The 19,116-nt window shown below is 53.6% G+C and carries 21 protein-coding genes and 1 other annotated feature; of the genes, 13 read left to right on the top strand and 8 right to left on the bottom strand.

Annotation, left to right across the window (positions count from 1 at the left end; all coding sequences use genetic code 11):
* Positions 1-149: 149 nt before the first annotated feature.
* The 5 genes from Q3V30_RS07555 to Q3V30_RS22740 all read right to left on the bottom strand — a co-directional run bounded on the left by Q3V30_RS07555 (position 150) and on the right by Q3V30_RS22740 (position 4,779).
* Positions 150-1,505, bottom strand: a complete 1,356-nt coding sequence (locus Q3V30_RS07555; RefSeq protein ID WP_306211918.1) for an APC family permease — start codon at positions 1,503-1,505, stop codon at positions 150-152.
* Positions 1,495-1,698, bottom strand: a complete 204-nt coding sequence (locus Q3V30_RS07550) for a hypothetical protein (RefSeq protein WP_306211916.1) — start codon at positions 1,696-1,698, stop codon at positions 1,495-1,497. Before Q3V30_RS07550 ends, Q3V30_RS07555 begins: the two co-directional genes overlap by 11 nt.
* 132 nt (positions 1,699-1,830) lie before the next feature.
* The gene (gene gabT, locus Q3V30_RS07545; RefSeq protein ID WP_306211914.1) at positions 1,831-3,129 is read right to left on the bottom strand and encodes a 4-aminobutyrate--2-oxoglutarate transaminase; all 1,299 of its coding nucleotides are present in this window, start codon (positions 3,127-3,129) and stop codon (positions 1,831-1,833) included.
* 13 nt (positions 3,130-3,142) lie between these two features.
* Entirely contained in the window at positions 3,143-4,558 is a 1,416-nt protein-coding gene (locus Q3V30_RS07540) for a glutamine synthetase family protein (RefSeq protein WP_428979243.1), read from the bottom strand.
* Positions 4,555-4,779, bottom strand: a complete 225-nt coding sequence (locus Q3V30_RS22740; RefSeq protein WP_487320591.1) for a DUF6171 family protein — start codon at positions 4,777-4,779, stop codon at positions 4,555-4,557. The genes Q3V30_RS07540 and Q3V30_RS22740 overlap by 4 nt, the downstream gene beginning before the upstream one ends.
* Positions 4,780-4,781: 2 nt before the next feature.
* On the opposite strand from Q3V30_RS22740, the gene puuD reads away from it, so the two are divergent.
* The 3 genes from puuD to Q3V30_RS07525 are packed head-to-tail and all read left to right on the top strand — an operon-like array spanning position 4,782 to position 7,394.
* A complete protein-coding gene (gene puuD, locus Q3V30_RS07535) occupies positions 4,782-5,546 on the top strand; it encodes a gamma-glutamyl-gamma-aminobutyrate hydrolase (RefSeq protein ID WP_306211912.1) in 765 nt (254 codons plus the stop codon).
* Positions 5,543-6,094 carry an HTH-type transcriptional regulator PuuR gene (gene puuR / locus Q3V30_RS07530; RefSeq protein ID WP_306211910.1) on the top strand — a complete coding sequence of 184 codons (552 nt, stop codon included), beginning with the start codon at positions 5,543-5,545 and terminating at the stop codon, positions 6,092-6,094. Before puuD ends, puuR begins: the two co-directional genes overlap by 4 nt.
* Before the next feature lie 22 nt (positions 6,095-6,116).
* Positions 6,117-7,394, top strand: coding sequence for an NAD(P)/FAD-dependent oxidoreductase (locus tag Q3V30_RS07525; RefSeq protein WP_306211908.1), 1,278 nt, complete (start codon positions 6,117-6,119; stop codon positions 7,392-7,394).
* A gap of 37 nt (positions 7,395-7,431) precedes the next feature.
* Here the strand turns inward: Q3V30_RS07525 and Q3V30_RS07520 are convergent, their stop codons facing one another.
* Positions 7,432-8,259, bottom strand: coding sequence for an SDR family oxidoreductase (locus Q3V30_RS07520; RefSeq protein WP_306211905.1), 828 nt, complete (start codon positions 8,257-8,259; stop codon positions 7,432-7,434).
* A 180-nt stretch (positions 8,260-8,439) separates the two neighbouring features.
* Here Q3V30_RS07520 and hisL point away from each other — a divergent pair, with 180 nt between their 5' ends.
* The 10 genes from hisL to Q3V30_RS07470 all read left to right on the top strand — a co-directional run bounded on the left by hisL (position 8,440) and on the right by Q3V30_RS07470 (position 16,243).
* Complete coding sequence (hisL, locus tag Q3V30_RS07515) at positions 8,440-8,487, top strand: his operon leader peptide (protein WP_156485023.1); 48 nt, start codon at positions 8,440-8,442, stop codon at positions 8,485-8,487.
* Positions 8,463-8,584 (top strand) — a sequence feature (His leader region). It overlaps the preceding gene by 25 nt.
* 67 nt (positions 8,585-8,651) lie before the next feature.
* The gene (hisG, locus tag Q3V30_RS07510) at positions 8,652-9,551 is read left to right on the top strand and encodes an ATP phosphoribosyltransferase (protein ID WP_306211903.1); all 900 of its coding nucleotides are present in this window, start codon (positions 8,652-8,654) and stop codon (positions 9,549-9,551) included.
* A 2-nt stretch (positions 9,552-9,553) separates the two neighbouring features.
* Entirely contained in the window at positions 9,554-10,861 is a 1,308-nt protein-coding gene (hisD, locus tag Q3V30_RS07505) for a histidinol dehydrogenase (protein WP_306211901.1), read from the top strand.
* Positions 10,858-11,949 carry a histidinol-phosphate transaminase gene (hisC, locus tag Q3V30_RS07500; protein WP_306211899.1) on the top strand — a complete coding sequence of 364 codons (1,092 nt, stop codon included), beginning with the start codon at positions 10,858-10,860 and terminating at the stop codon, positions 11,947-11,949. The genes hisD and hisC overlap by 4 nt, the downstream gene beginning before the upstream one ends.
* Positions 11,946-13,013, top strand: coding sequence for a bifunctional histidinol-phosphatase/imidazoleglycerol-phosphate dehydratase HisB (gene hisB, locus Q3V30_RS07495; RefSeq protein ID WP_306211897.1), 1,068 nt, complete (start codon positions 11,946-11,948; stop codon positions 13,011-13,013). The genes hisC and hisB overlap by 4 nt, the downstream gene beginning before the upstream one ends.
* The gene (gene hisH / locus Q3V30_RS07490; protein ID WP_306211895.1) at positions 13,013-13,603 is read left to right on the top strand and encodes an imidazole glycerol phosphate synthase subunit HisH; all 591 of its coding nucleotides are present in this window, start codon (positions 13,013-13,015) and stop codon (positions 13,601-13,603) included. Before hisB ends, hisH begins: the two co-directional genes overlap by 1 nt.
* A 5-nt stretch (positions 13,604-13,608) precedes the next feature.
* Positions 13,609-14,346: a 1-(5-phosphoribosyl)-5-[(5-phosphoribosylamino)methylideneamino]imidazole-4-carboxamide isomerase gene (hisA, locus tag Q3V30_RS07485; protein ID WP_306211893.1), complete on the top strand. Its 738-nt coding sequence runs from the start codon at positions 13,609-13,611 to the stop codon at positions 14,344-14,346.
* Positions 14,328-15,104 (top strand): imidazole glycerol phosphate synthase subunit HisF, encoded by a 777-nt coding sequence (hisF, locus tag Q3V30_RS07480; protein WP_306211892.1) that lies wholly within the window; start codon positions 14,328-14,330, stop codon positions 15,102-15,104. The genes hisA and hisF overlap by 19 nt, the downstream gene beginning before the upstream one ends.
* The gene (gene hisIE / locus Q3V30_RS07475) at positions 15,098-15,709 is read left to right on the top strand and encodes a bifunctional phosphoribosyl-AMP cyclohydrolase/phosphoribosyl-ATP diphosphatase HisIE (protein ID WP_306211889.1); all 612 of its coding nucleotides are present in this window, start codon (positions 15,098-15,100) and stop codon (positions 15,707-15,709) included. The genes hisF and hisIE overlap by 7 nt, the downstream gene beginning before the upstream one ends.
* 54 nt (positions 15,710-15,763) lie before the next feature.
* Positions 15,764-16,243, top strand: coding sequence for a YbaK/prolyl-tRNA synthetase associated domain-containing protein (locus Q3V30_RS07470; protein ID WP_306211887.1), 480 nt, complete (start codon positions 15,764-15,766; stop codon positions 16,241-16,243).
* 217 nt (positions 16,244-16,460) lie between these two features.
* On the opposite strand, the gene wzzB is transcribed toward Q3V30_RS07470, so the two are convergent.
* The gene (wzzB, locus tag Q3V30_RS07465; RefSeq protein ID WP_306211885.1) at positions 16,461-17,483 is read right to left on the bottom strand and encodes an LPS O-antigen chain length determinant protein WzzB; all 1,023 of its coding nucleotides are present in this window, start codon (positions 17,481-17,483) and stop codon (positions 16,461-16,463) included.
* 132 nt (positions 17,484-17,615) lie between these two features.
* Entirely contained in the window at positions 17,616-19,022 is a 1,407-nt protein-coding gene (gene gndA / locus Q3V30_RS07460; RefSeq protein WP_306211883.1) for an NADP-dependent phosphogluconate dehydrogenase, read from the bottom strand.
* Positions 19,023-19,116 lie beyond the last annotated feature (94 nt).

Here is a 19,116-nt window from a genome sequence, read left to right as displayed (position 1 = left end):
GAGGATTTCGGGCTGAAGCCTTTTCAGCACGCTAAACATCAGAACAGTAATGCCATCCAGCAAGCTACAAATCAGAAAATAAGTACTGTTCAGCACGATCAAGAAAGGGCGCCGGGGCGCCCTTTCTTATTCCAGCTTATCCTGAAGAATTACATCGGCTCTTCAGTGCATTGCGGTACCGGGTTACGGAAGCTGCGGGTAACAAAGGCGAGATATACCAGACCAATTGCGCCCCATACCAGGCCCAGGATCATGGAACTCTCTTCCAGGTTAATCCACAACGCGCCCACCGTTAACGCACCGCACAGCGGCAGAAGCAGGAAGTTGATGTTGTCTTTCAGCGACTTGTTTCGGCCTTCACGGATCCAGAACTGGGAGATCACCGACAGGTTAACGAAGGTGAAAGCGACCAGCGCACCAAAGTTAATCAGCGCAGTGGCAGTAACCAGATCCATAGTGATAGAAAGCAACGCAATCAAGCCTACCAGCACCACGTTCAGCGCCGGGGTACGCCATTTTGGATGAATGTAACCGAAGAAGCGCTCCGGGAACACGCCGTCGCGACCCATTACGTACATCAGACGGGAAACGCCCGCATGCGCGGCCATACCGGAAGCCAGTACGGTGACACAGGAGAAAATCAGGATGCCGAACTGGAAGGCTTTGCCCGCCACGTAGAGCATGATTTCCGGCTGTGAGGCATCAGGATCTTTAAAGCGCGAAATGTCCGGGAAGTAAAGCTGCAGGAAGTAGGAGACCACTACAAACATTATTCCGCCGATCAGAGCCGTCAGGAAAATCGCTTTAGGGATCACGCGCTCTGCATCTTTGGTCTCTTCCGAGAGTGAACTGATGCCGTCGAAGCCCAGGAACGAGAAGCACAAAATGGTGGCGCCGGTAATCATCGGCACAACATGCGCATTCTCAGACCAGAAAGGTTTGCTGCTGACCAGCGTTCCGGCACCTTCGCCGTGCGCCACGCCGTAGATCACCATGCCCATGATCACCACCATCACCGCGACCTGCAACACCACGATCACGCTGTTGAAGTTAGCCACGGTTTTGATGCCTTTCAGGTTGGAGAGCGTCATAAAGCCGACCAGCAGCACCACAAAGATCCAGGAAGGAATGCCCGGAACCAGCGCCTCGAAATAGATTTTAGCCAGCAGGATATTGATCATCGGCATGAACAGATAGTCCAGCAGTGATGACCAGCCTACTAAAAACCCGACGTGCGGGCTGATAGCTTTCTGAGCATAGGTATAGGCCGAACCCGCCGAGGGGAAGCGACGAACCAGCTTGCCATAGCTCAGAGCCGTAAACAGGATAGCGATTAACGCAAACGCATATGCGGTGGCCACGTGACCATCGGTCAGGCCAGAGACAATGCCAAAAGTATCAAACAGGGTCATTGGCTGCATATAAGCCAGGCCCATCATGACAACCGGCAGTAAAGTCAGCGTTTTTTTCAGATGCGGACGAGATGATTGAGGATTAAGCGACATGATTCAGTCTCCCCTTAGCGCCAACCGTGACGGGTTGAACCACAGGGAAACTTCCCGCGAGGCGAGAGCTTTTACTTTTCTTTAACGGGAGAATGGAGAGGCAGGTGCGGGTGAAGGAGTGACCTGCTACGGCGCCGTAGTCATCACGCTGGCGGATACCGGCGTGCGCTGGAGTAATGAAGTGTTGCCCCATTTGTATTATCCTCAACATAGCACGTCCGTGCGTGCTAAAAGCGTGTATCTATCCGGTTCTGGACCGGCCTCTTAAAAGCGAATGTGATTTCTGCAAAAAAATAACCGGCGCAATAAGCGACGGTTATAGATATCATTTTGCAGGGCGCATATTCTGCACTATACGCAGGGATAAAGACAAGAGATTGAGTCCTTCAGTAACAATTTCTTTGCTGGCGGTTAACGGGATCAAAAAACGGATAACATTGGCGCGCACCCCGCAGGAGAGCAGGATGAGTCCCTGACGTCCCGCTTCCTGCACCAGCGCCTGAGTCAGCGCTTTATCAGGTTTTGTCCGGTCCCGCGCTTCCACCAGCTCCATCGCCACCATCGCGCCGGTGCCACGGATATCGCCAATACAGTCAAATTCCTCCGCCATATTATGCAATGCCGTTTTCAGCCATTCACCCTGCTGTTGCGCTTTTTCATTAAGCTGCTCGTCATCAATTAAACCTATGACGGCCAGCGCGGCCGCAATGCCGATGGGTGAGCCGGCATAGGTACCGCCTAAGCCACCCGCTTCCGCTTTCACCATAAGCGATTTTCGCCCCACCACCGCTGAAAGCGGAAATCCGCCCGCCAGGCTTTTAGCCATAGTGATTAAATCAGGCTCCACCCCACTGTGTTCGATGGCGAACGTTTTACCGGTACGGCAAAAGCCGCTCTGGATCTCATCGGCAATCAGCACTATGCCGTGCTCATCGCAGAGCTTGCGCAGCTGGAGCAGGAAGGAGGCCGAAGCGGCATAAAAGCCCCCTTCTCCCTGCACCGGTTCAATGATAATCGCCGCTACATCGTCCGGTGCCACATCCGCGGCAAAGATACCCTGGAGCGAGGCGAGAGACTGGGTTTCACTGATACCCAGATAGTCTGAAGGATAAGGCGCATGGAAAATCCCTCCGGGGAAAGGCCCATACCCTTTTTTATAAGGCTGCACTTTGCCGGTCAGCGCCATGCCTAACAGCGTTCGCCCGTGAAAACCGCCACGGAAGGCGATGACGCCGCTACGCCCGGTCGCGATCCTCGCAATTTTAATTGCATTCTCTACTGCTTCCGCCCCGGAGGACATCAGCAGAGTTTGCGTCGGCTCCGCAATGGGCACCAGCGCGTTCAGTTTTTCAGCCAGTTCTATGTAGCTACCGTAAGGCGTAACCTGGAAACAGGGATGGCTGAAGCACTCAAGCTGAGCGGTCACCGCCTGAATGACTTTAGGATGATTATGTCCGGTGTTGACTACGGCAATCCCGGAGGCGAAATCGATATAGCGTTTGCCCTCCACATCCCAGATTTCGGCGTTGAGCGCTCTTTGCACATAAACCTGCAGCGAGTTCCCCACGCCGGGCGTTACCGCCGCTTCCCGTCTTGCCTGCCATTGCTGATTGGTTTGCGTCATCTTCAGCCTCCTGTCAGGCGTTTTTCAACATCCAGTCAATTTCAGTTGCGGTGATCAGACGTTCGAAATGCATCAGCTCATGGTGTTTGCAGCTGTGCCAGACGAAGGCGAATCGCTCACCCAGCAGCTTTTGCAGAGCACGGCTCTGTTCAAATTCGCACAGCGCATCGCTCTGGCGCACTGGCAATGGATTGCCCTCAGCCTCATGACCGTTGCCCTGAATGGCGGGCGGCAGAGGAAGCTGAGTATCAATGCCGTGCAGCATTCCGGCTAAAATCGCAGACATCACCAGATAGGGATTGGCATCCGCCCCGGCAACACGATACTCGATGCGGTGGTTGTCGATATCGCCACAGGGAATACGCAATGCCACGGTGCGGTTGTTGTGGCCCCAGGAGGCCTGCAACGGCACAAAGGCGTCCGGCAGGAAACGGCGATAAGCGTTGACGTTGGGAGCAAGCAGCGCCATCGAAGCGGGCATCAGGTCAATCATCCCCGCCAGCGCCCGCTTCATCAGCGGCGAGTTACTGCCATCGTCACAGGCGAACGCATTGTTATCCGCGGCATCCAGCATGCTGATATGGACGTGCATGCCGCTGCCCGCATACTCTTCATAAGGCTTGGCCATAAATGTGGCGGTCATGCCGTGATTCTCCGCCACCTGTCGCACCAGGCGTTTTAACTGGATAGCGTGGTCACAGGCGCTGAGAACGTTGCGGGTGTGATGAAGGTTAATCTCAAACTGGCCGGGCGAGGCTTCAGCCAGCGCGCCGTCAGCCGGAATGCCCTGCTGTTTCGCCAGCGTGTCAATGTCGCTCAGCACCGCAGAGAAGTGGTCGAGATTGTCCACTGAGTAGACCTGGCTTTGCATGTTGCGCTCGTCGCTACCCGGCGAACACGGCGGCTGAATATAGCCTTCCGAATCACGCTGTTTATCGACCAGATAGAACTCCAGCTCTACCGCTACCACCGGAAACATGCCTCGATTACGCAACTGCTGCCAGAGGTGATTGAGTACGTTTCGGGGTTCAACGTCAAAGGGAGTACCATCTTGATTACGCATGGTCAAAAGCACCTGCGCCAGATGTTGAGGGTCTGCTGCTGAGGGGATTAAAGTGCCTTCTACCGGAAGACAAATATTGTCCGGTTCACCAAGCGCCTGGCCTAAACCAGCCTCTTCAACCGTGTTACCGAGGATGTCCATTGCAAAGACGGAAGCGGGGAAATAACAGCCTTTTTCAAGTTTATTCAGGCTGGCGATGGGGATTCGCTTACCGCGAAAGACGCCGTTGAGATCGTTCAGGAGGATATCTACGTGCTGCGTTTCAGGGTGGCGTTCCAGATAAGCCTGCACTTCATTCTGGAACGCGCTGGTTCGTTTCTCTTCACTGTGTCTCGTGAAGTCCTCTACTTCGACAATATTTGTCATGATTCGACCCTTCGCTTCGTTGTTGAGCGTTGCTCAAAATAACAGCCACATTTCAAACATAGCGCCAACACAAAAAGTGTGCAAATGTTACATTCAAGTTTATTTTGCCGCCAAATGCGTTTGAATATTGTGCAGCCGATTGCTAGATTGAAAATATATTGCACAAAATTGCGCCAGTAGCGCCTTTCCGGTAGATATTTCGAACAGCAGGGCGGGGGAATGCATGGGCATTATATTTAACAAGCCGTTGATTGGCGTAGTGATGTGTCAGATCGATAAAGGCGGCCATGCTACGCAGATGGTGCATAACAAGTACCTTGATGCGGTGCTGCAGGCTGGCGGCGTCCCGCTGGCTTTGCCGCACGGTTTAATGTCTTCTCCTCATCTATTAGAAATTGCTATGGCTCCGCTGGATGGGATTTTGCTCACCGGCAGCCCCAGTAACATCGAACCGCACCATTATGGCGAGAGTGGCACAGAAGCCTGTGCCGATGCCGGCCGCGACAAACTGGCTTTTGCCTTGATTGAGGCGGCGATCGCACAGCACCTGCCGATGATGGCTATCTGCCGGGGGTTGCAGGAACTGGTAGTGGCGACTGGCGGCACGCTTCACCGGCAGCTGCATACCGTTTCCGGTTTTCAGGAACATCGTGAAGACGCAGGGCTTTCTCTTGAGCAGCAATATGCTCCCTCACACGAAGTCTTTGTCGAGCCTGAAGGCCTGTTGTCATCGCTGGTGGAAGGCTGCGAGAAATTCTGGGTTAACTCACTGCATCAGCAAGGGATCCGCTCACTGGGTCCCTCAACACGCATTGAGGCGCGTGCCGCCGATGGGCTGCCTGAGGCTGTCAGCCTGGAGGATCATCCGTTTGCTCTGGCAGTGCAGTGGCACCCGGAATGGCAAAGTGAAAAGTCGGCGTTATCCCGCCTGCTGTTCGAAGGATTTATCCACGCCAGTCAACGGCATCAGGAGGAAAGAAGGCCATGAACGAAGCCGCTCCGGGACGACGGTTATCGGAAATCCGCCAGCAAATGGGGATGTCACAACGACGCGTTGCTGAATTATCGGGCCTGACGCACAGCGCTATCAGCACTATTGAGCAGGATAAAGTCAGCCCTGCGGTGAGCACGCTGCAAAAATTGTTAAAAGTTTATGGCCTCTCCCTGTCGGAATTTTTCTCCGAACCAGTAAAGGATGAGCCGCCGAAGGTAGTGATCGATGCCGACGAGCTGATCGATATCGGCAGCCAGGGCGTGTCGTTACGGCTGATCCATAACGGCAATCCCGAAAGAACGCTGGCGATGATGCTGGAAACCTATGAGCCGGGAGCCACTACAGGGGAGAAAATTCGTCATCAGGGTGAAGAGACCGGCACGCTGTTAGAGGGGCAGATCACCCTGACCATTAGCGGCCAGAGCTATTTCCTGCACGCGGGGCAGAGTTACGTCATCAACACCGGTCATCCGCACAGCTTTACCAATTCGTCCACCCAGCCCTGCCGGATTGTCAGCGCACACACACCGGCCACTTTTTAGCGCATGAAATGAGGAGAGCATTATGGATCATGTGAAGAGTTACTATGCTGCGACAGCCAATCCTCATGAGCCCTGGCCTCAGCTTCAGGAGAGTATTCAGTGCGATGTCTGCGTGATTGGCGCAGGCTTTACCGGGCTCTCCTCCGCGCTGTTTCTTACCGAAACGGGGTACGATGTAGTGGTGCTGGAAGCGGCAAAAGTTGGCTTTGGTGCCAGCGGCCGCAATGGCGGTCAGGTGGTTAACTCCTACAGCCGCGATGTAGATGTGATTGAACAGCGCTACGGCAAAGAGAGCGCCCAGCTGCTCGGCAGCATGATGTTCGAGGGCGCAAGCGTGATCCGCGATCGCATCACTCGCTATGGGATTGATTGTGATTTCCGGTCGGGCGGTATTTTCGCTGCCCTCAACAAGCGCCAGTTGCATCATCTGAAGCTGCAACATAAGCGCTGGCAGAACTATGGCAACACCGGACTGGAGATGCTGGATGAGGCGGGGATGCGCCGTGAGGTGGCCAGCGAGCGCTATGTCGGCGGGTTACTGGATAATAATGGCGGCCACCTTCATCCATTAAATCTGGCGCTGGGAGAAGCAGAAGCCATTCGCCGTCATGGCGGACGCATCTATGAAAGGTCTGAGGTTACCTCAGTCTCTTACGGCAATCCCCACCAAATTACTACCGCTCACGGCCATGTGACGGCGAAATTCGTGATTTTTGCCGGAAATGCCTACCTGGCGCCGCATCTTGAACCACGGCTGACGCGGATGAGTATTCCCTGCGGCTCGCAAATTGTCACCACTGAGCCGCTCTCTGCGGATCAGGCACTGGCATTACTGCCTTATAATCGCTGTGTGGAAGATTGCAACTATCTGCTTGATTACTTCCGTCTGACTGCCGATAACCGCCTGCTCTATGGCGGAGGTGTGGTTTACGGCGCGCGTGAGCCGCAGGATATAGAGACATTGATCCGCCCCAAGCTGCTTAAAACTTTCCCTCAGCTGGCAGCGGTCAAATTCGATTACGCCTGGAGCGGCAATTTTCTGCTGACCCTGTCACGTATGCCGCAAATTGGCCGCCTGGACAATGGCGTCTTCTATATACAGGGCGACAGCGGGCATGGCGTAACCTTTACCCATCTGGCAGGAAAGCTCGCCTGCGAGGCGATCAAAGGGCAGCCACAACGCTTTGATGCCTTCGCCAAAATTCCGCACCTCCCCTTCCCCGGCGGCCACCGTTTTCGTATACCGCTTACCGCAATAGGCGCAGCCTGGTATTCGCTGCGGGACCGGTTAGGGGTTTAACCGGTGACCGAGCCAGGCAAGTAAGCTTCTGGCCACTTTATAAAAGCGGCATTTTCGCCGGATCGGGATACTGATACTCGAAGCCCAGATCGCGACAAATTTTGCTGCCATCGATCAGCTTGCCTCTGTCACCGTCCGCTTGCTGGCGAAACGTTGGCGGCGTCAGCTCCAACTGGCGCGCCACCGCTGGATAGAATTCGCTGCGTGCCGGGTGCTCTGGTGCGCTGAGGTTATAGATATGGCCGCCTTTGGGTGTTTGCAGAAGCAGGGAAATCGCGGCGACCACATCTTCCAGATGCACCAGATTAACGCCATGACTGCCGTCGGCAAGATCCGTTTTTCCTGCCAGAAAGCGTCCCGGATGGCGTCCAGGCCCCACCAGCCCGGAAAGACGCAGGATGTCCACCGAGGTATGCGGAAGATGATGCAGCCACTCCTCCAGCTCTTTTAACGTTTTGCCGGCGATAGTTTGCGGCTCCAGCGGCGCGCTCTCTTTCATCACGCCAGAACCACTGCCATAGACCGAGGTTGAACTGGTAAAAATGATCCTTGGAACAGCGCGGGCCAGGGCGCTGTCGACAATTTGCTGAACGGCCAGCATATAACTCTCTCCCCCTTCAGCCGTACGGCTGGCAGGAAGCGTGATCACCAGCGCATCCACGCTGAGTAACGCTTCCAGATCGTCCGCATCGCAGATCAACTCCGGCTTCAGCTCCAGCAGATAACTTTCAATGCCGCACATCCGTGCAGCGTCCACGCCATCCTGCGTTGTCTTGCTTCCCAAAACCTGCCAGCCGTGAGCGGTTAATGAGAGCCCCAGCGGCATGCCCAGCCAGCCCAGACCCACAATCGCAACTTTTTTCATCCTCTGACTCCTGTAGTGAGGCGTGTTCAATACCCTAAACCTACGCCAGCGCACTCTCCGTGACAATGCAGAGATGATGAGAGAATCTTACTTAATTGACAAAAAAGGGTTGCGCGTGGCGCGTCACCTGCGTTAGGTTATTTGTCACGATATGAATATCCATTCATCCAAGAGAATTTTATGACACGCGTTCAGTTTACTCACCATCATCACCATCATCCTGACTAGTCTTTCAGGCGATGTGTGCTGGAAGACGATCGGGTCTTCCAGTGGTGCAGAACGCAAGAACAGCCCCCGGAAGATCGCCTTCCGGGGGCTTTTTTTTGGGTTGGACCCGGCCGGGATGAGAGAACTGCAACAGGTTGACGCAGACAGTTAAAGGAAAAGTACTCATGTTAGATAACACCCGTTTACGCATAGCTATGCAGAAATCAGGCCGTTTAAGCGATGAATCACGCGAATTGCTCGCCCGCTGCGGAATTAAAATCAATTTACAGCAGCAGCGTCTGATCGCTTTCGCCGAGAACATGCCGATTGATATCCTGCGCGTGCGTGATGACGATATCCCGGGCCTGGTAATGGATGGTGTCGTTGACCTCGGTATCATTGGCGAAAACGTGCTGGAAGAAGAGCTGCTGACCCGCCGTGCTCAGGGAGAAGATCCGCGTTACTTCACGCTGCGTCGTCTCGATTTCGGCGGCTGCCGCCTGTCACTGGCGATGCCGGTGGACGATGAGTACACCGGTCCGCAATGTTTACAAAACTCCCGTATCGCCACCTCTTACCCTCACTTGCTGAAGCAATACCTCGATAAACAGAAGGTGGCGTTCAAGTCCTGCCTGTTGAACGGTTCAGTAGAAGTGGCACCGCGTGCCGGTCTGGCCGATGCCATCTGCGACCTGGTCTCTACCGGCGCTACGCTGGAAGCCAATGGTCTGCGCGAAGTTGAAGTGATTTATCGCTCTAAAGCCTGCCTGATCCAGCGCGATGGCGAAATGCCCGCGGCCAAACAGGAGCTGATCGACAAGCTGATGACCCGTATTCAGGGCGTTATCCAGGCACGTGAATCTAAATACATCATGCTGCATGCGCCAGGCGAGAAGCTGGAAGATATCATCTCCCTGCTGCCAGGTGCCGAGCGCCCTACCGTGCTGCCGCTGGCTGGCGACAAGAGCCGCGTAGCGATGCATATGGTGAGTAGCGAAACGCTGTTCTGGGAAACGATGGAAAAGCTGAAAGCGCTGGGCGCCAGCTCCATCCTTGTGCTGCCCATTGAGAAGATGATGGAGTAACAATGGCAAACTTCGCGACCCCCATTGACTGGCAGAGCTGTAGTGAAGCCCAGCAGCTGGCGCTGCTGACCCGTCCGGCTATTTCTGCTTCAGAGAATATCAGCCAGACCGTGCGCGGCATTCTGGATAAAGTGAAGGCCGAAGGCGATGCGGCGCTGCGCTTTTACAGCGCTACCTTCGATAAAACTGCGGTAGATGACCTGCGCGTAACGGCGGAGCAGATCGAAGCTGCTTCAGCACGTCTGGGTGATGAGATCAAACAGGCGATGGCTGTCGCCGTCGGCAATATTGAAACCTTCCACGTGGCGCAGCAGTTGCCTGCGGTAGATATCGAAACGCAGCCAGGCGTGCGCTGCCAGCAGATCACCCGTCCGGTGGCCTCGGTTGGCCTGTACATTCCTGGCGGCTCTGCCCCGCTCTTCTCTACGGTGCTGATGCTGGCCACGCCTGCCCGCATTGCCGGCTGCCAGCGTGTGGTGCTCTGTTCGCCGCCGCCAATTGCCGACGAAATCCTCTACGCTGCCAAACTCTGCGGCGTAAAAGAGGTGTTTCAGGTTGGGGGCGCGCAGGCGATTGCTGCGCTGGCATTGGGTACGGAATCGGTACCTAAGGTCGATAAGATTTTTGGGCCAGGCAATGCTTATGTGACCGAAGCCAAGCGCCAGGTCAGCCAGCGTCTGGACGGGGCCGCAATAGATATGCCTGCCGGGCCTTCCGAAGTGCTGGTAATTGCCGATGCCGAAGCCACGCCCGCGTTTGTGGCTTCTGACCTGCTTTCACAGGCGGAACACGGGCCAGATTCTCAGGTTATTTTGCTGACGCCTTCAGCAGAGATGGCAAAAGCGGTTGCGGAAGCGGTTGAAACCCAGCTGGCAGAGCTTCCCCGTGCGGAAACCGCGCGTAAGGCGCTGGAAAGCAGCCGTCTGATTGTGGCGAAAGATTTGCTGCAGTGCGTGGAGATCAGTAACCGCTACGGACCGGAGCACCTGATTATTCAGACTCGTCAGGCGCGTGATCTTGTAGAGAGCATCACCAGCGCGGGTTCAGTCTTCCTGGGAGACTGGTCACCAGAGTCTGCTGGCGACTACGCCTCTGGCACTAACCACGTGCTGCCAACCTATGGATATACCGCGACCTGCTCCAGCCTTGGCCTGGCTGATTTCCAGAAGCGAATGACCGTGCAGGAGCTGACGCCGCAGGGCTTTATGAACCTGGCACCGACCATTGAGATCCTGGCGGCAGCGGAACAGCTTACCGCCCATAAAAATGCCGTTACCCTGCGCGTCGCCGCGCTCAAGGAGAAGCTATGAGCAACAGCATTGAAGAGCTGGCCCGGGCCAACGTCCGCGCCCTTACGCCTTATCAGTCTGCCCGGCGTCTGGGTGGCAACGGTGACGTCTGGCTTAACGCTAACGAATATCCGCTGGCGGTGCCTTTCGAACTCTCACAGCAAACGCTTAACCGCTATCCCGAATGCCAGCCTGCGCTGGTGATTGAGCGCTATGCAGCCTATGCAGGACTGGCGCCGAAGCAGATACTGGTAAGCCGGGGAGCCGATGAAGGTATTGAACTGCTGATCCGCGCTTTTTGCGAGCCGGGTAAAGATGCGGTGTTGTTCTGCCCGCCAACTTACGGTATGTACAGTGTCAGCGCAGAGACCATTGGCGTTGAGTACCGCACCGTTGAAGCGTTGGATGGCTGGCAGCTGAACTTGCCAGCCATTGCTGACCAGCTTGATGGTGTGAAAGTGGTTTATGTCTGCAGCCCGAATAATCCCACCGGCAACCTGATCAATCCGGAAGATCTCCACGAGCTGCTGGAGATGGCCCGGGGTAAAGCGCTGGTGGTGGCTGATGAGGCTTACATCGAATTCTGCCCTCAGGCTTCCCTGACCAGCTGGCTGAAAGAATATCCTCACCTGGTCATCCTGCGCACGCTTTCCAAAGCGTTCGCGCTGGCAGGCCTACGCTGTGGCTTTACCCTGGCAAATGCTGAAGTTATCGCACTGCTGATGAAAGTGATCGCACCTTATCCGCTTTCCACACCTGTTGCCGACATTGCTGCTCAGGCGTTAAGCGATCAGGGCATCGCCATAATGAAGCAGCACGTCAGCGAGCTGATCGCCACGCGCGAACAGCTGATCGCCTCGCTGCAAGCCTGTGATTGCGTGGAGCAGGTTTTCCCCAGCGACACCAATTATGTGCTGGCTCGTTTTACCCGTTCCAGCGAGGTCTTTAAAACGCTGTGGGATCAGGGCATTATCCTGCGTGACCAGAACAAACAGCCGGGGCTGTCGGGATGCCTGCGCATCTCTGTCGGCACCCGCGAAGAGTGCGAACGCGTTATCTCCGCGTTGAACAAATTACCCGGCGCGCCCGGTTCCATGGAGCAAGCATGAGCCAGAAAGTCCTTTTTATCGATCGTGACGGCACGATCATCTCCGAGCCACCAGCTGATTTTCAGGTGGATCGTATGGATAAGCTGGCCTTCGAGCCGGATGTCATCCCCGTCCTGTTATCCCTGCAGAAGGCGGGCTACAAGCTGGTGATGATCACGAATCAGGATGGACTCGGCACGGAAAGCTTCCCGCAGGCTGACTTCGACGGCCCGCATAACCTGATGATGCAGATCCTCACCTCACAGGGAGTGCAGTTTGATGAGGTGTTGATCTGCCCTCACCTGCCGGAAGATAACTGCGACTGCCGTAAGCCGAAAACCAAAATGGTTGCAGCCTGGCTGGCAGAAGGCGCGCTGGATACGGCCAACAGCTATGTGATTGGCGACCGTGCGACTGACGTACAGCTGGCGGCCAACATGGGCATTACCGGCCTGCTCTATTCACCCAGCGCGCTGAACTGGCTGGCGATTGAGCAGCAGCTCACCAAACGCGATCGCCATGCGCTGGTGCAGCGTAATACCAAAGAGACGCAAATCAAGGTGGAGGTCTGGCTGGATCGTGAGGGAAACAGCCAGTTCAACACCGGAGTAGGCTTCTTCGACCATATGCTGGATCAGATCGCTACTCACGGCGGTTTCCGCATGAATATTGAAGTGAAAGGCGATCTCTATATCGACGATCACCACACCGTGGAAGATACTGGCCTGGCGCTGGGTGAAGCGCTGCTGAAAGCGCTGGGCGACAAGCGCGGTATTGGTCGCTTCGGCTTTGTGCTGCCGATGGATGAATGCCTGGCACGCTGCGCGCTGGATATTTCCGGCCGCCCGCACCTCGAATATAAAGCAGAATTCAATTACCAGCGCGTGGGTGACCTGAGTACAGAGATGGTCGAGCACTTCTTCAGCTCGCTCTCCTACACCATGGCCAGCACGCTGCACCTGAAAACCAAAGGTAAAAACGACCACCACCGCGTGGAAAGTCTCTTTAAAGCCTTTGGCCGTACGCTGCGCCAGGCGATCCGCGTTGAGGGCAATACGCTGCCAAGCTCAAAAGGAGTGCTGTGATGAATGTGGTGATCCTGGATACAGGCTGCGCCAACCTCTCTTCGGTGAAGTGGGCGGTGCAGCGGCTGGGCTTTGATCCGGTGGTGAGCCGCGATGCCGATATCGTGTTACAGGCTAATAAGCTGTTTCTGCCGGGCGTAGGAACCGCTCAGGCGGCGATGGATCAGCTGCGTGAGCGCGAGCTGATTGAGTTAATCAAAGCCTGTACCCAGCCCGTGCTGGGCATCTGCCTGGGCATGCAGCTGCTGGGTTCGGAAAGCGATGAGAGCGGCGGCGTGAAAACGCTGGGGGTAATCGAACAGCCTGTGCAGAAAATGCAGGACCTGGGGTTACCGCTGCCGCATATGGGCTGGAACCAGATCGCCTCGCAGGCTGGCAATCATCTCTTCCGCGGCATTCCCGATGGATCTTACTTCTACTTCGTGCACAGCTACGCGATGCCGGTGAATCAATACACCATTGCGCAGTGTAATTATGGTGAGGCTTTTACGGCTGCGGTGCAGAAAGAGAATTTCTTCGGCGTGCAGTTCCACCCGGAGCGTTCCGGTGCCGCTGGCGCGCAGCTGCTGAAAAACTTCCTGGAGATGTAACGGGTATGATTATTCCCGCATTAGATTTAATTGAGGGCAAAGTGGTTCGTCTGCATCAGGGCGACTACGGCCAGCAGCGTGATTACGGCAGCGACCCGCTGCCCCGCCTGCAGGATTATGAAGCCCAGGGCGCGGAAGTGCTGCATCTGGTCGATCTCACCGGCGCCAAAGATCCAGCTGCACGCCAGATCCCGTTACTGACCACTCTGCTGGCAGGCGTCAGCGTACCGGTTCAGATAGGCGGCGGCATTCGCACCCGTGAAGATGTGGACGCCCTGCTGAAAGCGGGCGCAACACGAGTCGTGGTTGGTTCTACCGCTGTGAAAAATCCTGAGGAAGTAAAGAGCTGGTTTAAGCAGTACGGACCGGAAGCCATTGTGCTGGCGCTGGATGTGCGGATAGATGCAAATAACCGCAAAGAAGTGGCGATTAGCGGCTGGCAGGAAGCGGCTGGCGTGACGCTGGAGGAGGTAATTGAGCAGTTCCAGCCAGTGGGGCTGAAACATGTGCTCTGTACTGATATCTCCCGCGATGGCACGCTGAGCGGCTCAAACGTGGCGTTATACCGTGAGATCTCCGCAAGGTTCCCGTCTGTCGCGTTTCAGTCTTCAGGCGGCATCGGTTCGCTGGAGGATATCGCCGCCTTAAACGGCTCGGGTGCCAAAGGCGTGATCGTAGGTCGCGCACTGTTAGAAGGTAAATTCACCGTCTCGGAGGCTATTTCATGCTGGCAAAAAGGATAATACCCTGCCTGGACGTTCGTGACGGTCAGGTGGTTAAAGGCGTACAGTTCCGTAATCACGAGATCATCGGTGACATCGTGCCGCTGGCCCAGCGCTATGCGCAGGAAGGCGCAGATGAGCTGGTGTTCTATGATATCACCGCCTCTTCCGATGGACGCGTTGTCGATAAGAGCTGGGTTTCACGCGTGGCAGAAGTGATCGATATTCCTTTCTGCGTGGCCGGAGGCATTAAGTCGATCGAAGAAGCTGCACAGATCCTGTCGTTTGGCGCAGATAAAATCTCCATCAACTCGCCTGCGCTGGCCGACCCGGAACTGATCACGCGTCTGGCAGATCGTTTTGGCGTGCAGTGCATTGTGGTGGGAATTGATACCTGGTTTGACAGCGAAACCGGTAAATATCACGTTAATCAGTACACCGGCGACGAAAGCCGCACCAAAGTCACCACCTGGGAAACTCTGGAGTGGGTGCAGGAAGTGCAGAAACGCGGCGCGGGTGAAATCGTTCTGAATATGATGAACCAGGATGGCGTGCGCAATGGCTACGATCTGGTTCAACTGCAGAAGGTACGTGAGGTGTGCAAAGTGCCGCTGATCGCCTCTGGCGGCGCGGGTACCATGGAACACTTCCATGAAGCGTTCCGGGATGCTGACGTGGACGGGGCGCTGGCCGCTTCCGTCTTCCATAAGCAGATCATTAATATCGGGGAACTGAAAAGGTTCCTGATCGAAAAAGGTGTGGAGATCCGCGCGTGTTAACAGAACAACAGCTGGCCCGGCTGGACTGGGTAAAAACAGATGGCATGATGCCTGCCATCGTGCAACATGCCGTTTCTGGTGAAGTGCTGATGCATGGCTATATGAACCAGGAAGCGCTGACTAAAACGCTGGAAACTGGCAAGGTGACGTTCTGGTCCCGTACCAAACAGCGCCTGTGGACTAAAGGCGAAACCTCAGAGAATTTCCTGAACGTGGTCAGCATCACGCCGGACTGCGATAACGACACGCTGCTGATTCTGGCTAATCCCATTGGGCCAACCTGCCATCTGGGCACCTCCAGCTGCTTCTCACCGGCGGCACCGGACTGGACCTTCCTTTACCAGCTGGAACAGCTGCTGGCAGAGCGTAAGCACGCCGATCCAAAAAGCTCCTATACCGCCAGCCTTTACGCCAGTGGTACCAAGCGCATAGCGCAGAAAGTGGGTGAAGAAGGCGTGGAGACGGCACTGGCGGCAACCGTGAACGATCGTCATGAGCTGACTAACGAAGCCTCTGACCTGATTTATCACCTGTTGGTACTGCTGCAGGATCAGGATCTGAATTTGAGCACGGTAATCGACAATCTACGCCAGCGGCATAAATAAGTTATTCATCTTCATTAAGGCCGGTTTTCCGGCCTTTTGCATTTGGGAGACGCTATGAGCACTTTTGAACAACTCATTGCCCTGCTCGACCACCATCAGGCCAGCTATAAGTTGATGGAACATGAACCCACCGGGAAATGTGAAGAAGTGGCCGCCATCCGCGGTACCGCCGTAGGCCAGGGTGCGAAAGCGCTGGTGTGCCATGTGAAAGGCAATGGTCTGAAACAGTATGTGCTGGCGGTGCTGCCTGCCGACCAGCAGGCGGATTTAAGTAAAGTCGCTCGGGCCGTTGGCGGACTGCGGGCATCACTGGCAAGCCCGGCGGAAGTTAGCCGCCTGACCGGCTGTGTATTTGGTGCCATTCCCCCATTCAGCTTCCACGAAGAGCTGAAACTGGTTGTGGACCCTACCCTTTGCGACCGCAACAGTGAGATAGCTTTTAACGCCGGGCTGCTTGATAAGTCTGTGGTGTTAGATGTGGAGGATTATCAACGGATTTGTCAGTTTGAACGGGTGAGTATTGTTCGGGGGTGATTTGGGGAGGGTATTAAAGGGGACTAAAAGCCTTATAAAGCTTCTTAGGTTTTACAATTACGATAATTATAAATAGGTTACTGGTGTGACCTGACTAATAGCTAATTAATCCTTCAGAGACACGGTTTAATGATGGTCTGCTTTTGAAAATTTAAACCATACAAGGACTTTTTTAAACGCCTTGTATGGTTTAATAAAACCACAGAGTCCTGGAAATTTAATTAATTATTTTTCTTTCGCGATAGTTTTTTGACATATTGCGAGCAATCACAATACAAGAACCCAGCACTCCACCCAGGATCAGGGCCAGTACTAAAGTCAGCCCCTTTTTAGGGCTATCACGATAAATAGGAAGATCCGGCTTTTTAATAAACTGGAAGTTTTGAGATTTTGAGAAATCAATTCTTAATTTTGTTAAAGCCAGTAAGGTCCGTTGAGTATCATAATAATAGTCATTCAGTTCAAGTGGCTTAGTATTCTCGTTGACTATCATGGAAGTCAATGCTGACGTTCCCAGAAGATATAACGTATCGTCAGAAAGATACTCAGCCTGACTTAACTGAGTTGATGAAATTTTTGCAGATTCAGCAATCTTTATCGCTTGTTTAATCACATCTATTCGATGATTTTTCTTATCCTGAGCAATTTTTTCTTGTGCAGCCAGAGAATCTTTTAGCCCATTCATTTTTACAAAAATGTTATTTCTCATATCAACAGCGAAATCGTTTGAAACTTCGGTGTTCAGTTGAGTGATATAATGAAGTAATTGTTGCTGAGCATCTTTTGCAGTAGAAGCAGTAAAAGTAATACTCAATGGATCATCTTTACCTTGGGTAACCTGACTGACCTTCAACTCTAAAGGCTCATCTAAGTTTTTTAATGTGCCAGAAAGAGCATAGGCAGAGGCTGTATAACGGCCAAAAATCTGTTTTTGTAAGTCAGGTAGTGCAAGTTTATCCTGAATATTCTGCGTATAAAGTATACTTAGTGCATTGTTATACGTTGCGACCTGCCCCGCTGATGGTTGAGAAATAATGGCCTCTGAAGTCCATTTCTCTTTTGCGAAAAAAAGATAAACGACAGCGAGAACCATCATAACCAACATTGTCAATAATATGGTTTTTTTACCTATCCATAACTGATTAATAATATCAAAAAGATCTAAATCATCTTCTCTACTATTTGCTTTTTTATTTTCAGGCGAGTATTTGGAGTTAACGGATTGATTCTCGTTGCTCATAAATTCAGTTTGCTCTTTCATATAAGACAGAATGATAATTTGTAAGATTTTTTGATAATACTGGAAGGATGTAGATATGCGAAAAATTTTCTTTAAATACCTCCCATCAAAGATGGGAGGCTTGCTGCTGACTTAATCCAGCCATTCGGTGTGGAATACACCTTCTTTATCAGTACGCTTATAAGTGTGCGCACCGAAGTAATCACGCTGCGCCTGGATCAAGTTCGCAGGCAGTACCGCTGAACGGTAGCTGTCATAGTAAGCGATAGCAGCAGAGAAAGTAGGTGTCGGAATACCGTTCTGCACGGCATAGGCAACCACATCACGCAGCGCCTGCTGGTATTCATCAGCGATGTTTTTGAAGTACGGCGCCAGCAGCAGGTTAGCGGTGTTGGCATCGTCTGCGTAAGCATCGGTAATCTTCTGCAGGAACTGAGCACGGATGATGCAGCCCGCGCGGAAGATTTTTGCGATCTCACCGTAGTGCAGATCCCAGTTGTTCTCGTCAGAAGCAGCTTTCAACTGAGAGAAGCCCTGAGCATAAGAAACGATTTTACCCAGGTACAGAGCACGGCGAACTTTCTCAACGAACTCAGTCTTATCACCAGAGATAGTCTGCACAGTCGGGCCGCTCAGCACTTTAGAAGCTGCAACACGCTGTGACTTCAGTGAAGAGAGGTAACGGGCAAAAACGGATTCAGTAATCAGAGACAGCGGCTCACCAAGATCCAGAGAGCTCTGGCTGGTCCATTTACCGGTACCTTTGTTCGCTGCTTCATCAAGAATCACATCAACCAGATAGTTACCATCTTCATCTTTTTTGGTGAAGATGTCTTTGGTGATGTCGATCAAGTAGCTGCTCAGCTCGCCTTCGTTCCACTCGCTGAAGGTTTTAGCCAAATCGTCATTGCTCAGGTTCAGGGCATTTTTCAGCAGGGAGTAAGCCTCAGCAATCAGCTGCATGTCGCCATACTCAATGCCGTTGTGCACCATCTTCACATAGTGACCAGCGCCATCCGGACCCATATAGGCTACGCAAGCTTCGCCTTCTGCACGGGCAGCAATCTCATTCAGGATTGGAGCTACCAGCTCGTAAGCTTCTTTCTGGCCACCAGGCATGATGGATGGGCCTTTCAATGCGCCCTCTTCGCCGCCGGAAACACCGGTACCGATAAAGTTGAAGCCCTGGTCAGAAAGTTCGCGATTACGGCGAATAGTGTCTTTATAGAAGGTGTTACCACCGTCAATAAGAATGTCACCTTTATCAAGGTGCGGCGTCAGGGAAGCGATTGTTTTGTCAGTCGCTTCGCCAGCCTGAACCATCAGCAGGATGCGACGCGGTTTCTCAAGGGAATCAACAAACTCTTCGATGGTGTAGTAAGGCGCCAGCTTTTTGCCTTCGTTTTCGGCGATAACTTCTTCTGTCTTCTCGCGTGAACGGTTAAAGATGGAAACGGTGTAGCCACGGCTCTCAATGTTGAGTGCCAGATTACGCCCCATAACAGCCATACCTACAACGCCGATCTGTTGCTTGGACATTACATACTCCTGTCTAAGAATATCTACATAGCAGTAACGATACTGCTACAGCATGATGTATAACGATATTAACTCACAAAGAGGGCGAGTGAAT

The organism is Erwinia pyri (assembly GCF_030758455.1).
Lineage (GTDB): Bacteria > Pseudomonadota > Gammaproteobacteria > Enterobacterales > Enterobacteriaceae > Erwinia > Erwinia pyri.
This window is presented reverse-complemented; position numbering and strand designations above follow the sequence as displayed.

Bases quoted from the DNA above. Each gene is read 5' to 3' on its own strand.
- Q3V30_RS07555 (WP_306211918.1), bottom strand. From the start codon at position 1,505: ATGTCGCTTAATCCTCAATCATCTCGTCCGCATCTGAAAAAAACGCTG.
- Q3V30_RS07550 (WP_306211916.1), bottom strand. From the start codon at position 1,698: ATGGGGCAACACTTCATTACTCCAGCGCACGCCGGTATCCGCCAGCGT.
- gabT (WP_306211914.1), bottom strand. From the start codon at position 3,129: ATGACGCAAACCAATCAGCAATGGCAGGCAAGACGGGAAGCGGCGGTA.
- Q3V30_RS07540 (WP_428979243.1), bottom strand. From the start codon at position 4,558: ATGACAAATATTGTCGAAGTAGAGGACTTCACGAGACACAGTGAAGAG.
- puuD (WP_306211912.1), top strand. From the start codon at position 4,782: ATGGGCATTATATTTAACAAGCCGTTGATTGGCGTAGTGATGTGTCAG.
- puuR (WP_306211910.1), top strand. From the start codon at position 5,543: ATGAACGAAGCCGCTCCGGGACGACGGTTATCGGAAATCCGCCAGCAA.
- Q3V30_RS07525 (WP_306211908.1), top strand. From the start codon at position 6,117: ATGGATCATGTGAAGAGTTACTATGCTGCGACAGCCAATCCTCATGAG.
- Q3V30_RS07520 (WP_306211905.1), bottom strand. From the start codon at position 8,259: ATGAAAAAAGTTGCGATTGTGGGTCTGGGCTGGCTGGGCATGCCGCTG.
- hisG (WP_306211903.1), top strand. From the start codon at position 8,652: ATGTTAGATAACACCCGTTTACGCATAGCTATGCAGAAATCAGGCCGT.
- hisD (WP_306211901.1), top strand. From the start codon at position 9,554: ATGGCAAACTTCGCGACCCCCATTGACTGGCAGAGCTGTAGTGAAGCC.
- hisC (WP_306211899.1), top strand. From the start codon at position 10,858: ATGAGCAACAGCATTGAAGAGCTGGCCCGGGCCAACGTCCGCGCCCTT.
- hisB (WP_306211897.1), top strand. From the start codon at position 11,946: ATGAGCCAGAAAGTCCTTTTTATCGATCGTGACGGCACGATCATCTCC.
- hisH (WP_306211895.1), top strand. From the start codon at position 13,013: ATGAATGTGGTGATCCTGGATACAGGCTGCGCCAACCTCTCTTCGGTG.
- hisA (WP_306211893.1), top strand. From the start codon at position 13,609: ATGATTATTCCCGCATTAGATTTAATTGAGGGCAAAGTGGTTCGTCTG.
- hisF (WP_306211892.1), top strand. From the start codon at position 14,328: ATGCTGGCAAAAAGGATAATACCCTGCCTGGACGTTCGTGACGGTCAG.
- Q3V30_RS07470 (WP_306211887.1), top strand. From the start codon at position 15,764: ATGAGCACTTTTGAACAACTCATTGCCCTGCTCGACCACCATCAGGCC.
- wzzB (WP_306211885.1), bottom strand. From the start codon at position 17,483: ATGAGCAACGAGAATCAATCCGTTAACTCCAAATACTCGCCTGAAAAT.
- gndA (WP_306211883.1), bottom strand. From the start codon at position 19,022: ATGTCCAAGCAACAGATCGGCGTTGTAGGTATGGCTGTTATGGGGCGT.